Source organism: Oscillibacter sp. (genome assembly GCF_028693505.1).
GTDB lineage: Bacteria > Bacillota > Clostridia > Oscillospirales > Oscillospiraceae > Oscillibacter.
Genome location: NZ_JAQUVF010000006.1, coordinates 29570 through 42671 on the forward strand (window position 1 = coordinate 29570; position 13102 = coordinate 42671).

Here is a 13102-nt window from a genome sequence, read left to right on the forward strand (position 1 = left end):
GTTTCACAAGGTTTTAGGCACCATTGTGCGTATACTTTGCGTTTCGTCCTGACTATAATAAGGCTGGAAAACTCAATATAAAGGGGCGGATACGCATGAAATTAAAAGAATTATTGCAGGGACTCCCGATCCTCTCCGCGAAGGCGGACCTCAATACGGAGATTTCGGATGTGAGCTATGACTCCCGGACCACAAAGCCCGGGGACCTCTTCGTGGCAATGACCGGCTTCGCCGTGGACGGACACACCTTTATCGCCAGGGCGGTTTCTGCCGGCGCGGCGGCTGTGGTGTGCGAACGTCCGCCGGAGGACGGGACGGTTCCCTATGTGCAGGTGGAAAACTCCCGGCGGGCGCTGGCGGTAATAGGCGCAAATTACTTCGGCCATCCCGCGGACGCCATGACCATGGTGGGCGTCACCGGGACCAACGGAAAGACCACCACCACCTATCTCTTAAAAGCGGTCTTGGAGCAGGAGCTGGGCGCCCGGGTGGGGCTGATCGGCACCAATCAGAATATGATCGGCAGCGAGGTCCTTCCCACGGAGCGGACCACGCCGGAATCCTTTGAGCTTCAGCGCCTGTTTGCCCAGATGCGCTCTGCGGGCTGCACCCACGTGGTGATGGAGGTATCCTCCCATGCGCTGGTGCTGGACCGGGTCTGGGGCGTTTCCTACGACGTGGGCATTTTTACCAATCTGACCCAGGACCATCTGGATTTCCACAGGACCATGGAAGAATATTGCGACGCCAAGGCGATGCTCTTTCAAAACTGCGCCGTGGGCGTTTGCAACGCCGACGATCCGTGGACGGAGCGGCTGCTGCGCGGCGCTACGTGTAAAACGTTTTTCTACGCCGAGAAGGCTAACGCCGACCTGCGGGCGGAGGACGTCCTTCTCGCGGCGGACCACATTGGATTCACGGCGGTGACAAAGGACGCCCGGGTGGATGTCCGGGTGAATATCCCCGGCGGCTTCATGGTGTACAATACGCTGGATGTGCTCTGTGCGGCGCTGGCGCTGGGCATTCCTCTGGAAAGAAGCGCCGAGGCGCTTGCCCGGGTCCCCCATGTGAAGGGCCGGGTGGAGGTGGTCCCCACGCCGGGAAAGGACTTTACGGTGCTCATCGACTACGCCCACAGTCCCGACAGTCTGGAAAATGTGTTGCGGACGGTGAAGGGCTTTGCCAAGGGCCGTACCATCGCGCTCTTTGGCTGCGGCGGCGACCGGGACCGGACGAAGCGGCCCAAAATGGGCGCTGTCGCCGCCAAGTTGGCGGACTTTGCAATCGTCACCTCCGATAACCCCCGGACGGAAGAGCCGGCGGCCATCATTGCAGATATTTTGCCCGGCCTTGCCGGGAGTGAGACGCCCTATACGGTTGTGGAAAACCGGGTGGAGGCCATCCATTACGGGCTGGACCACGCAGGCGCGGGGGACGTCCTCGTCCTTTGCGGCAAGGGCCACGAAAGCTATCAGGAAATCAACCACGTCAAGCACCACATGGATGAACGGGAGATCGTGGCGGAGTACCTGAACGGGGGAAAATAAGACACAAAAGCGCCGGCGGGGGAGTCCGGCGGAAAAGGGAGAAGTATGGAGTTGTTGATCTGGATTGCGGCGGGAATCAGTTTTCTTCTGACCCTGGTGATCGGAAAGTTTTTGATTCCGGAGCTGCGAAAACTGAAGGCCGGGCAGGAGATCCGAAAGGACGGACCCTCGTGGCACGCCGGAAAGGCCGGTACGCCCACCATGGGCGGTATCATGTTCATTCTGGGCGTGGGCGTCACGGTGTTTGTGCTGGGCTGGAAGATGATGCTCAGTGGAATTTTTATTCATCTCTATGTATACCTGTTCGCGTTGATTTTTGGCCTGATCGGCTTTGTGGACGATTACCGCAAGGTCCGTCAGCACCAGAACGAGGGTCTCACCGCCAAGCAGAAGTTTGTTTTGCAGCTGGCGGCCGCCATTGTGTTTTTGTGCCTGATGCGCTATGAGGAGCTTTTGACCAACGAGGTGTACGTTCCCTTCGTGAATGTGACCTTCACCATGAACTGGGTGGTGTATCTTGCCTTTGCGGCGTTTGTGATCGTGGGCTGCGTCAACGCGGTCAATCTGACGGACGGCATTGACGGCCTTGCCACCAGCGTCACCTTCGTGGTGATGGCGTTTTTCACGGTGGCGGGCGCGCTGTACAGCTTTCACGGGGTGCAGGCGCTGTTTCCGGCGGCTCTGGCGGGGGGGCTTGCAGCCTTTTTCGTTTACAACCACCACCCCGCCAAGACCTTTATGGGCGACACCGGCAGTTTGTTTCTGGGCGGCGCGGTGGCCGCTGTGGCGTTTGCCATGGACCTGCCGCTGATTTTGATTCCGGTGGGCGTTATTTACATCGCGGAGACCGTGAGCGATATCATTCAGGTGACGTATTTCAAGATGACCCACGGCAAGCGCTTTTTCAAAATGGCACCGCTGCACCATCATCTGGAGCTCTCCGGCTGGAGCGAGGCAAAGCTGGTGACGGTGTTTTCCATCATCACGCTGGTGTGCTGCGTTTTGGCGTATTTCGGCATACAGGGACGGTATTAAGCAAAAACAAAGCGGGAAGGGGGGAGAGCGGTGACAAAACAGGGGACCACGCAGCGGCGCAGGCCAATGCCCCGGGAAGAAGCGCTGGAGCGGCAGAAGCGGGCGCAGCAGCTGCGGGAAAAGGAGCAGGAGAGCCGGGAACTGGCCCGCGGCCCTATCGATCTGCCCTTTTGTCTGCTGGTTTTGCTGCTGACGGGCATCGGACTTGTGATGCTGCTTTCCGCCAGCTTTCCATCCGCCTATTACATCAACAGTGACCCCACCCATTATTTTGTGCGGCAGGGAATTTTTGCGGCGGCGGGGATCGCGGCCATGTTCCTCCTCAGCCGCATCAATTACCAGCGCTTTCGCGCCATCGCCAAGCCGCTGCTCTATCTGGCCTTCATTTTGCTGGTGCTGGTCATTATTCCGGGAAACCCCATCGCCGTCACCCGCAACCACGCCACCCGCTGGATCGGCATCGGCGAGCTGTTCACCTTCCAGCCCTCGGAAATCGCCAAGATGGCAGTGGTGATCTATTTTTCCAGCAGCATTTCCAAAAAGAAGGATAAGATGAACACCACCCGATACGGCATTACGCCCTACCTCCTGATTTTGGGCGCGCTTTCCGTGCTGATGCTGCTGGAGCCTCATCTTTCCGGCACGGTGCTCATCGTGGGCACCGGCGCGGTTTTGATGCTCATCGGCGGCATCAACCTCGGCTGGGTGCTTGCCGCGATGGGCGGCGCGGCGGGCGTAGCCGCGCTGATGTTCTCCGGCATCATCTCTTACGGGCAGTCCCGCATCGCCATGTGGCACAACCCCTGGCTGGACGCGCAGGGGGACGGATACCAGCTGGTGCAAAGTCTGCTGTCCATCGGCTCGGGGGGCCTTCTGGGCGTGGGGCTTGGAAAAAGCCGCCAGAAGTATCTGTATCTGCCGGAGGAGCACAACGACTTCATTTTCGCCATCATCTGCGAGGAACTGGGATTGATCGGCGCCACCATCATCATGCTGCTTTTCGCGGCACTGATCCTGCGGGGCTACTGGATCGCGCTCCATGCCCGGGACCGGTTCGGAAGCCTTCTGGTGGTGGGCGTTACCACGCTGATCGCGCTGCAAACGTTTTTGAATATCGGCGTGGTCACGGGACTGCTGCCCACCACCGGTATCTCGCTGCCCTTTTTCAGCTATGGAGGCACGGCGCTTTCCATGCAGTTGGCGGAAATGGGCATCGTGCTCAGCGTCTCGCGACAAATGAAGCCCACGAAGGCAGGGTAGGTGTTAAGGAAATGAAGCAGATACAGCGCGTGATTTTTACCTGCGGCGGCACGGCGGGGCATGTGAATCCCGCCGTCGCGCTGGCACAGCTGATGCAAAAGGAAAACCGGTCCACGGAGGTTTTATTCGTGGGTGCGGAGCGGGGACTGGAAAAAGACCTGATCCCCAAGGCGGGCTATGATTTTCGCACCGTCCACATCTCCAGCTTCCACCGCTCCGTAAAGCCCCGGGAGCTGCGCCACAACGCGGTTTCCCTCTGCAATTTGCTGCGGGCGCCCCGGGAGGCCCGGGCCATTTTGCGGGAGTTTCGACCGGACGTGGTCATCGGCACCGGCGGCTATGCCAGCTTTCCCATGGTGAAGGCGGCGGCTAAGGCGGGCATCCCCACGGCGGTCCATGAATCCAACATGGTGCCGGGTCTGACCACCCAGATGCTGGAGCCCTTCGCCTCCCGCATCTGCGTGGGCTTTGAGGCGTGCCGGGCGCAGTACCGCCACCCGGAGAAGGTGCTGGTCACCGGAACGCCGGTGCGGGGAGACTTCTTTTCCCTGACGAAGGAGGAGGCCAAGAGGCGGCTGGGCGTGGACGACGGCCGGGCGCTGATCGTCTCCTTCTGGGGGTCCCTGGGCGCGTCTGACATGAACCGCGCTATGGCGGACTTCCTCGCGCTGGAGGCGGCAAAGGAACCCTTCCATCACATCCATGGCGCGGGAAAGAGCGGCTACCCCATGATGCAAAAGCTGCTGGCGCAAAAGGGCGTGGATCTTGCCGCCCACCCGTCCCTTTCCCTGCGGGAGTATATTTACGATATGGCGACGGTGATGCGGGCGGCGGATCTGGTCATTTCCCGGGCGGGCGCCTCCACCATCAGCGAGCTGACGGCGCTGGGCGTTCCGGCGCTGCTGGTGCCCTCGCCCCATGTCACCAACAACCATCAGGAGAAAAATGCCCGGGTGCTGGAGGCGGCGGGCGGCGCGGCGGTGCTACTGGAAAAGGACGCCTCCGCCTCGGCGCTGTTTCAGACCGCCTGCGGCATCCTCCATGACGCCGCGGAGCAAAAATCTATGGAGACCGCCATGACGGCCCTCGGCATCCGGGACGCCGCAGCGCGCATTTACCAGACGGTTTTGGAGCTGATCCAGTAACCACAAAGCCTCTTTGCCCATAGGATGGTTCATAATACCATCTTGGGTATGGAGGGGAATGGATATGAGTCAGCTTTTGATCGGCGGCGGGCGGAGCTTGCAGGGCGAGGTGGCGATCCAGGGAGCGAAGAACAGCGTGCTCCCCATTCTGGCGGCCACCATTTTGACCCGCAGCCGGGTAGAACTGCGGGGCTGTCCCCGCCTGCGGGATGTGGACGCCTCGGTGCGGATTCTGGAGACGCTGGGCTGCCGCGCCGGGTGGGACGGCGACAGCTTGACGGTGGACACCGCCGGGTTGAACGGTTGGACCATTTCTGATATACTGATGCGGGAAATGCGCTCCTCTGCCATTTTTCTCGGCGCCATTCTGGCCCGCTGCGGTCAGGCGGAGCTGAGCTATCCCGGCGGGTGCGAGCTGGGCCCTCGACCCATTGACCTGCATCTGGCGGGCCTGAGGGAGCTAGGGGCGGAAATCGACGACGCAGGCGGCATTTTGCACTGCACCGCTGCCCACATGGCAGGCAGTGAGATCGTCTTAAGCCTGCCCTCGGTGGGCGCGACGGAGAATTTGATGCTGGCAGCTTGCGGCGCGGAGGGCACCACGGTGATTTCCAATGCCGCCCGGGAGCCGGAGATCGTGAATCTCCAGAACTTTTTGAACGCCTGCGGCGGCAAGGTTTCCGGCGCGGGCGGCTCGACGGTCGTGGTGGAGGGCGGAAGGACGCTGCATGGCGGCGTCTATACCGTGATGCCGGACCGCATTGCCGCGGCAACCTATCTTTGCGCCGCGGCCTCCGCCGGAGGAGAGATCTTTTTACGGGGCGCCCGGGAACAGCACCTTTCCACCGTGACCGCGGCTTTGCGGGAAGCGGGCTGCGATATCCGCTCGGATGCGGCGGGCATCGTCTTAAGCTGCCGGGGGCAGCTCAAGGCAATCCGTCCGGTGCGCACAGCGCCCTATCCGGGCTTTCCCACAGATGCGCAGGCCGTTTTGATGGCGGCGCTGCTGCGCCATCGGGGCGCGACGGTGTTTGAGGAAAATATTTTTGAAAATCGCTATCGCCATGTGGATGAACTGACCCGCATGGGGGCGGAGATCCGGGTGATGGGCCGCGTGGCGGTGGTCACCGGCGTGGAGACGCTGCGGGGCGCTTCGGTGCGCTGCACCGATCTGCGGGGCGGGGCGGCGCTGTGCGTGGCCGCGCTGGCGGCGCAGGGCGAGACGAAAGTGAGCGCCATCGACCACATCGACCGGGGATATCAGGACTTGGCGGGCGATTTACGGGCTTTGGGAGCGGACATTGTCCGCACAGAAGAATAACAGTAGGAGAACGGCATGGCGAGACGCAGAAAATCCAATCGGCGGAGAAGAGGAAGTTTCGGCTTCCTCTATAAGCTCCTGTCTGTACTGGTGATCTGCGGAGCCATTGTCGCGGCGCTGACCCTGTTTTTCCGGGTGGACACCATTGTGGTCACGGGGCAGCAGCGCTATACGCAGCAGGAGGTGGTGGATGCCACCGGCATCCAGTCCGGTGACAACCTCTTCCTGCTGAATAAGTATAACGCGGCCAACAACATTGCTACGGCCCTGCCGTATATCAACATCGAGGATGTCTGGATTCGGCGCAAGCTGCCGGATACGCTGCTGATCGACGTGAAAGAATGCGGCATCCCCATGGCGGTGGTGCAGGACGGGAGTGCCTGGCTGGTGAGCCCGGGGGGAAAGATCGTGGAGCAGAAGGCATCTGATGCGACGTCGGATTACGGCGTGATCGACGGGTGCCAGCTGCTGGCGCCTTCCGTGGGGACGCAGCTGGCGCTGGCCACGGAACATGCCAGCCAGCAAAGAAGCCTGCTGGCGCTGATGACGGCGCTGGAGGAGGCCGGAGAGCTGGAGAAGGTGGACGCCATCCACTTGCAGGATCTCTCCATGCTCACCATGGAGTATGACGGACGCTTCACGGTGCAGCTGCCCTATGGGGCGGATTACGAGCGGAAGCTGAAGGCGTTTGCGCAAATTCTTACCAGCGGCGCCATTCAGGACAATATGACCGGCACCTTCGACATGCGTCGGGAGGACGGAAGAATCAATCTGATTCAAAATGTACGGTGAATAAAAAGCGAGATATTCGTTTTTTTTCCAAAATTGGCCCGAAAACAAAGAGGGGCACTTGACCGGAGCGGGAAAGTGTCATACAATGAATAAAATATCACAGAATATGCCGTGATAAATTGGGCGAAAGCCCTTTCTACACAAATGATAGCAGGAGGCACCACTATGGCATTTGGATTGGAAACCGGTCCCGATACCGTTGTCAATATCAAGGTCATCGGCGTGGGCGGCGGCGGAAACAATGTGGTCAACCGTATGGTCCGCTCTGGGACAAAGGGCGTGGACTTTGTCGCCGTGAACACCGATAAGCAGGCTCTGAATATTTCCAACGCTACTTACAAAATTCAAATCGGTGAAAAGCTGACCCACGGGCAGGGCGCCGGCTCCGACCCGGAGGTGGGCCGCAAGTCCGCCGAGGAAAGCCGCAACCAGATCGCGAAGGCCCTGGAGGACACCGACATGGTGTTCATTACCGCCGGTATGGGTGGCGGCACCGGCACCGGCGGCGCGCCCATCGTGGCGGAGATCGCCAAGGAGATGGACATCCTTACCGTGGCCGTCGTCACCAAGCCCTTCGGGTTTGAAGGCCCCCGCCGGATGCGCTCCGCCAACAGCGGCATCGCCGAGCTTCAGGAAAAGGTGGACTCGCTGGTCATCATCCCCAATGACCGGCTGAAGTTTGCCACCGACCAGAAAATCACCTTTGCCAACGCTTTTGAAATTGCCGACGATGTGCTGCGTCAGGCGGTGCAGTCCATTTCCGACCTGATCCGGGATACCGGCTTCATCAACCTGGACTTTGCCGACGTGACGGCCATCATGAAAAATGCCGGCATGGCCCACATGGGCGTGGGCCGGGCAGCCGGAAAGGGCAAGGCCGAGGAAGCCGCCAAGATGGCAATTTCCAGCCCGCTGCTGGAGACCTCCATCGAGGGGGCCAAGGGCGTGCTCATCAATATTACCGGCTCCATGGATATCGGGCTGGAGGAAGTGGAGCAGGCGGCAAGTCTGGTACAGGCCGCCGTCCATCCGGATGCCCTCACCATTTTCGGCGCCACCTTCGACGAGACGCTGGACGACGAGATCCGCGTCACCGTCATTGCCACCGGTTTTGACAAGGTGCCGGAGGAGCTGCCGAAGATTTCCAAGACCGCGCCCGCTGCCGCCGCGGTACAGTCGGCCCCTCCCGAGCTGGTGCCCTTGAAGGAAGAGGACGTGCCCAAGCCCGAAGAGGACGATGACGACGTGTTTGGCGAGATCCTCAAAATTTTTAACAAACGCGACGATTGAAAATCATGGAAGTTCCCGCAGGTTTTTGCCTGCGGGAACTTTTTTTCGCCCGCAGTGCGTCGCAGGCGCTCTTTTCCATGGCGGCGCTGCCGCTTTTTGCATGGCGTGCTTTTTTGACTTTGGCAGAAGATAAGCTCGCCGGTATGGACCGGCAAAATTTTTGAAAGGGGTGATCGGATTGTATGAACTTGTGGAAAACGCAAAGCGGCTGCTGCGGGGCGGAGCGGCACTGGCATTGGCGTTTTTGTTGTGCGCCGGCCCCATGGCGGGCGCCGCAGAGGTGATTCCCGGCGGCGCTGACCCATCCGCCCGCATGTTGATCCCGGTGGGGCATACGGTGGGCATCAAGCTGTTTTCGAGGGGTGTTCTGGTGGTAAAGCTGTCTGATGGCGGTACCCCCGCGAAGGAGTGCGGCCTTAAGACGGGCGACGTCATCGTCAAATGCGGCGGCGTAACCGTCAGCTCCACGGAGCAGTTTCAGTCCCTGCTGCAAAAGGGCGGCGAAACGGTTACAAATTTACAGGTGCGGCGAGGCAGCGAAAATATGACGCTCTCCGTGGAACCGGAGCAAAACGAGCAGGGAACCTACTCCATCGGCGCCTGGATTCGAGACAGCATGGCGGGCATCGGCACGATGACCTATTATGACCCCGCTACCGGCGCTTTCGGCGCCTTGGGCCACGGTATCACCGACACGGATACGGCGCTGCTGATGCCTTTCGCCTCCGGGTCCATTCTGCCTTCCACCGTCAAAGCGGTGAAGAAGGGCGCTGCCGGAGAAGCCGGAGAGCTGCGGGGTGACTTCGATCTCACAACGGATCTGGGCAGCTTAAACGCCAACACGGCAAACGGAATTTTCGGAAGTCTCCCCGGGGACACGGAAACCTGGCAGTCGGGTGTGGCGCTGCCCGTGGCTTCCGCCGGGGAAGTGAAGGAAGGCCCCGCCACCATCCTCTCCAACGTGGAGGGAGATACGGTGCAGAGCTACGACGTTGAAATTTTGAAGGTACTGCCCGATGCAGCCGACAGCCGGAATATGGTGATCTCCGTGACGGACCCGGACCTGATCGCCGCCACCGGCGGCATTGTGCAGGGCATGTCCGGCAGTCCTATTTTGCAAAACGGAAAACTGGTGGGCGCGGTGACTCACGTTTTATTAAACGATCCGACTAAAGGATATGGAATTTTCATTGAAAATATGCTGAGCGCGGCGAATTAATGGCAAAAACGGCGGACCCAGCGGTCCGCCGTTTTTTAAAAATTTCTGTATGTGGCCGCGTTCCAATTTCGTCCGTGGGGGTGGGAAGGCTCACTCCGCCGGCAGGAAATTCACCAGCTTTTCGTTTAATTTTTTATAAATCCGCTCGCGAAACCATGGCTCGGAGGACGCCGCCACAGCATCCTCGGGAGAAAACCAGCCGATGCGGCTGTTTTCATCGCTCTTGCAGTGAATCACCGCTTTGGGACTCGCCTCCAGCAGATAGGTGACATTCAAATGCAGATGGGAAGAGACGTAGACGCCCTGCTTTTCATGACCATCCACGGAAAGAATTTCCAAAGAATAAATATTGTCGGACACCGGACGGACTTCCGTAAGGCCGCTTTCCTCCCGCACCTCCCGCATGGCGGCAAAGAGCAGATCCCGGTCTCCGTCGGCATGGCCGCCCAGCCACGCCCAGGAGTGGTACAAATTGTGATAAGCCAGCAAAACCTGCTTGCGGTCAGGACTCACCACCCAGGCCGAGGCCGTCAGGTGAGCGGCCGGGTTTTCTCTGGTAAAAAGCGCTTCGCCGCTTTTCAGCCGCCGCAGTATCTCGCGGCAATCCCGCTGCTCCTGTTCGTTCCACGGTAAGTATGCTTCCAGCGCTGATCGTAAATCCATGGCTCGGATTCCTTTCTGATAAAGTATTCGCATCATATCATATTTTTTCCTGAATGAAAAGCACTTTGCGCAAACCCTTGGGAGCCGGGGGGTTTCGGTGTCCCAAAAAAGCTGTCGAATGATTTATGGAATAATTTGGGAATCACATCTTGAAAAATGTGTAATTTTATGCTAGTTTATAGAAAACGTGATTTGAAGCTTCATGAATCCGTCGTAAATCGAAATTTCTGGAAAAAGGACAGGGTATAACATAGACAACAGGAAAACGGTGCTGCTGGCAGACGCCAATGAGGAATTCCGCACCATGCTGCGGGAAGCCATCGAGAAATCCGGAGAATTTACCGTGGTGGGGACCACAGGAGATGGGATGGAAGCGCTGGAGCTGATTGCCCAGCACAAGCCGCAGTTGCTGGTGCTGGATGTGGTATTGCCCGGTCTGGATGGATTGGGTGTTCTGCGGCAGCTGAAGGCGCGGGAAGGGGACCAGCCCAAGGCAATTCTGCTTTCCGCTTTTTGTACGGATCGGGTGCTGGCGGAGGCCGGCGAGCTGGCTGTCAGCTATTTTCTCCCCAAGCCCTGTGAGGTGAACGCGCTGCTGGACCGGATGCAGATGGCTTTCGGTCAGCCCACGACGCCGGAGGAGAAGAACGCGTCGCTGAAAAATCTGGTCACCTCCGTCATCCACGAGATCGGCGTGCCCGCCCATATCAAGGGATACCAGTACCTGCGGGAGGCCATCATGATCGCCGTGAACGACATGGACGTCATCAACGCCGTGACGAAGGTCCTCTATCCGGAAGTGGCAAAGCGCTTTTCCACAACGCCGTCCCGGGTGGAGCGGGCAATCCGCCATGCCATCGAGGTGGCTTGGGACCGGGGCGATCTGGAGACGCTGCAAAAGTATTTCGGTTACACAGTTTCCAACGCCAAGGGCAAACCCACCAACTCGGAGTTCATCGCCATGATCGCCGACCGACTGGTGCTGGAGCAGCGCAACGGCCGGGGAATGACGGTTTAAGCGGGATCGGCAGTTAACATAAAAAGGAGAGGCGCGGCCTCTCCTTTTTTATGCGGCTTTCAGCCGCGTCGCCGCCAGAGCCATTTGGGCCGGGGTAGGCTCCCAGTTGAAGCGAATCTGCGCCAGACGGTCCGGCCAGCAGACCAGATAGACATTCTCCGGCGTGTCTCCCCGCTGAAAGCGGAAGGCCCGCTCCGCCTGCCACGCCTCGGCGGGCACCCCTTCCCAGCTGTTGGGAGCATCCGGATCGGAGTGGCGCTCCGCCTTGGATAGATATTCCTTGAGGGCCAAATCCAGAAGCGCCGGAAGATCGGTCTCCACGATTTCGTAATGCACTTCCGGTGCACCCGTGTCGCCCAGCCGGTGCTCCTGGGCATACTCCCTGCGCCACATCAAGGCGGTGCCTGCCTCCTCCGCCACCGTGGAGTAGCCGGGGTAATCCGTATCCATCAGGTCCTCCACGGTAAGGGGCAGCGCGTCGTGGTAGACCTCCCAGGTCATGCCGTGCCATTCATAGGTTTCCGCCGGGGGATGGTCGTCCAGAGCGCCGAGGCGGCTCAGGCGGACGACGCCAAATACCACCGCGCCCATCAGGACAAAGGACAGCAGGAAGCAGGACCCCAGCGTGACGGCCCGGTTCACGGCGGCGGAGACCCGCTTTCGCTTGAGCAGGCTCTTTAGGAAATTGACTAAAAAAATCAGCAGGGCCATCCAAAGGATACTGGCGGCGGCGAAAAGCACCTCCCGCCGGGAGCGGAGAGACCAAAGCCAGCACCCAAGTCCCAGCCCCACAACTGCCAGCGCCCATCTCTGGAGACGATAGTGGCTGCGGGGAAGGGCCAGCGTGCGGCTGCGCTGCGCCGCGTCCACGGCCCGGCGGCGCCAGCGAAAGTAGCTCGAAAGCTCCAAAGAACAAAGCAGCAGCACCACAAGCCAGCAGGGAACGAGGAACAGCGAGGTGGGTGCGGTGAAAAAATCAACGGGGCGGCTATGGAACTGCTGTACCTGCATTCCCAGTTGAAACAGGGAGAGCAGCAGCAAAATCACCTGTCCCGGCAGGTAGTTTTTTTTCATGGCCCGGTGAATGTTTTGAAGCTGCACCGCCGCGTCCGTCTCAATGGGGACCGCCGATTGTGCGTGGGTGCAAAAAATTTGCATCTGGGCGGAGCGTGTCACCAGCTCCCAGCCCGCTTCGGCGCAGTAGTCCTGCAAAACCGTCTCATTCTCGCTGGGGGCCGGGTCAAATTCCGAGGCCTGCGCAAAATAGGTGACGGAAAAGCGGACGGCGGCAGGCTCCGTCCGCCGGTACTGCCAGCCCAGCGCCCCGATCCGCTCCAGCATCCAGCCCCTGGCCGCCATGGTCTCCAGATGGGCTGCGATGCCCGCAAAATCATAAAAGGAGAAGGCTATCCACTCTCGTTTGGTATTCCTCATGGTTCCTGCCTTTCTGTGCCTGTACAGGCTTCATAGTCCGTCGCCACCCGGAGCAGACGCCGATATTCCTCTTCCAGCGCGGCCTGCCCCACCGGGGTGAGGACATAGCTGCGCTTTCGGCCCTCCACCTTCGTCTCGCGGATCATGCCCGCCTGCAAAAAGCTCTCCAGCAAATTATACAGCGTCCCCGGCCCCACGGCCACCCGGCCCGCCGTCAGGGCGTCCACCCGGGCCATGATGTCCGCGCCGCACTGTTCCTGGCGCAGACAGAGGAGAATGTAAAACATCTGCTCTGTCAGCGTCTGAAATTTCTCCCGCGCCACCCCACGTCACCGCCTTCTATATCGAATATCGCTATTACGGTTTATTGTATAATCG

Annotated in this window: 12 protein-coding genes; 9 read left to right on the forward strand and 3 right to left on the reverse strand. The window is 59.8% G+C overall.

All coding sequences use genetic code 11. The features are described 5' to 3' along the window. Nucleotides 1-95 precede the first annotated feature (95 nt). The 8 genes from PHI30_RS02900 (at nt 96) to spoIVB (ending at nt 9609) form a co-directional block, all read left to right on the forward strand. Nucleotides 96-1547: a UDP-N-acetylmuramoyl-L-alanyl-D-glutamate--2,6-diaminopimelate ligase gene (locus PHI30_RS02900; protein ID WP_300023660.1), complete on the forward strand. Its 1452-nt coding sequence runs from the start codon at nt 96-98 to the stop codon at nt 1545-1547. Between the two features lie 45 nt (nt 1548-1592). Further along, the gene (gene mraY, locus PHI30_RS02905) at nt 1593-2582 is read left to right on the forward strand and encodes a phospho-N-acetylmuramoyl-pentapeptide-transferase (RefSeq protein ID WP_300023662.1); all 990 of its coding nucleotides are present in this window, start codon (nt 1593-1595) and stop codon (nt 2580-2582) included. A gap of 30 nt (nt 2583-2612) precedes the next feature. Further along, on the forward strand, nt 2613-3842 hold the full coding sequence (gene ftsW / locus PHI30_RS02910; RefSeq protein ID WP_300023664.1) for a putative lipid II flippase FtsW: 1230 nt from the start codon (nt 2613-2615) through the stop codon (nt 3840-3842). Nucleotides 3843-3853: 11 nt separating this feature from the next. Beyond that, the gene (murG, locus tag PHI30_RS02915) at nt 3854-4987 is read left to right on the forward strand and encodes an undecaprenyldiphospho-muramoylpentapeptide beta-N-acetylglucosaminyltransferase (RefSeq protein WP_300023666.1); all 1134 of its coding nucleotides are present in this window, start codon (nt 3854-3856) and stop codon (nt 4985-4987) included. Nucleotides 4988-5051: 64 nt separating this feature from the next. After that, the gene (gene murA, locus PHI30_RS02920) at nt 5052-6308 is read left to right on the forward strand and encodes a UDP-N-acetylglucosamine 1-carboxyvinyltransferase (RefSeq protein WP_300023668.1); all 1257 of its coding nucleotides are present in this window, start codon (nt 5052-5054) and stop codon (nt 6306-6308) included. A gap of 15 nt (nt 6309-6323) precedes the next feature. Further along, nucleotides 6324-7100 carry an FtsQ-type POTRA domain-containing protein gene (locus tag PHI30_RS02925; RefSeq protein ID WP_300023670.1) on the forward strand — a complete coding sequence of 259 codons (777 nt, stop codon included), beginning with the start codon at nt 6324-6326 and terminating at the stop codon, nt 7098-7100. Nucleotides 7101-7265: 165 nt separating this feature from the next. Then, nucleotides 7266-8390 carry a cell division protein FtsZ gene (gene ftsZ, locus PHI30_RS02930; RefSeq protein WP_300023672.1) on the forward strand — a complete coding sequence of 375 codons (1125 nt, stop codon included), beginning with the start codon at nt 7266-7268 and terminating at the stop codon, nt 8388-8390. Nucleotides 8391-8568: 178 nt separating this feature from the next. Beyond that, nucleotides 8569-9609, forward strand: a complete 1041-nt coding sequence (gene spoIVB / locus PHI30_RS02935; RefSeq protein WP_300023675.1) for a SpoIVB peptidase — start codon at nt 8569-8571, stop codon at nt 9607-9609. Nucleotides 9610-9699: 90 nt separating this feature from the next. On the opposite strand, the gene PHI30_RS02940 is transcribed toward spoIVB, so the two are convergent. Beyond that, nucleotides 9700-10272: an NUDIX hydrolase gene (locus tag PHI30_RS02940; RefSeq protein WP_300023677.1), complete on the reverse strand. Its 573-nt coding sequence runs from the start codon at nt 10270-10272 to the stop codon at nt 9700-9702. Between the two features lie 268 nt (nt 10273-10540). On the opposite strand from PHI30_RS02940, the gene spo0A reads away from it, so the two are divergent. Further along, nucleotides 10541-11290 (forward strand): sporulation transcription factor Spo0A, encoded by a 750-nt coding sequence (spo0A, locus tag PHI30_RS02945; protein ID WP_367186321.1) that lies wholly within the window; start codon nt 10541-10543, stop codon nt 11288-11290. A 48-nt stretch (nt 11291-11338) separates the two neighbouring features. On the opposite strand, the gene PHI30_RS02950 is transcribed toward spo0A, so the two are convergent. Both PHI30_RS02950 and PHI30_RS02955 read right to left on the reverse strand, forming a co-directional pair. Next, nucleotides 11339-12724: a DUF2812 domain-containing protein gene (locus PHI30_RS02950; protein WP_300023680.1), complete on the reverse strand. Its 1386-nt coding sequence runs from the start codon at nt 12722-12724 to the stop codon at nt 11339-11341. After that, nucleotides 12721-13047: a PadR family transcriptional regulator gene (locus tag PHI30_RS02955; protein ID WP_300023683.1), complete on the reverse strand. Its 327-nt coding sequence runs from the start codon at nt 13045-13047 to the stop codon at nt 12721-12723. The genes PHI30_RS02950 and PHI30_RS02955 overlap by 4 nt, the downstream gene beginning before the upstream one ends. Nucleotides 13048-13102: the final 55 nt, after the last annotated feature.

Excerpts from the sequence above, each read along its gene's own strand:
- PHI30_RS02900 (WP_300023660.1), top strand. The coding sequence starts at position 96 with ATGAAATTAAAAGAATTATTGCAGGGACTCCCGATCCTCTCCGCGAAG.
- mraY (WP_300023662.1), top strand. The coding sequence starts at position 1,593 with ATGGAGTTGTTGATCTGGATTGCGGCGGGAATCAGTTTTCTTCTGACC.
- murG (WP_300023666.1), top strand. The coding sequence starts at position 3,854 with ATGAAGCAGATACAGCGCGTGATTTTTACCTGCGGCGGCACGGCGGGG.
- murA (WP_300023668.1), top strand. The coding sequence starts at position 5,052 with ATGAGTCAGCTTTTGATCGGCGGCGGGCGGAGCTTGCAGGGCGAGGTG.
- PHI30_RS02925 (WP_300023670.1), top strand. The coding sequence starts at position 6,324 with ATGGCGAGACGCAGAAAATCCAATCGGCGGAGAAGAGGAAGTTTCGGC.
- ftsZ (WP_300023672.1), top strand. The coding sequence starts at position 7,266 with ATGGCATTTGGATTGGAAACCGGTCCCGATACCGTTGTCAATATCAAG.
- PHI30_RS02940 (WP_300023677.1), bottom strand. The coding sequence starts at position 10,272 with ATGGATTTACGATCAGCGCTGGAAGCATACTTACCGTGGAACGAACAG.
- PHI30_RS02950 (WP_300023680.1), bottom strand. The coding sequence starts at position 12,724 with ATGAGGAATACCAAACGAGAGTGGATAGCCTTCTCCTTTTATGATTTT.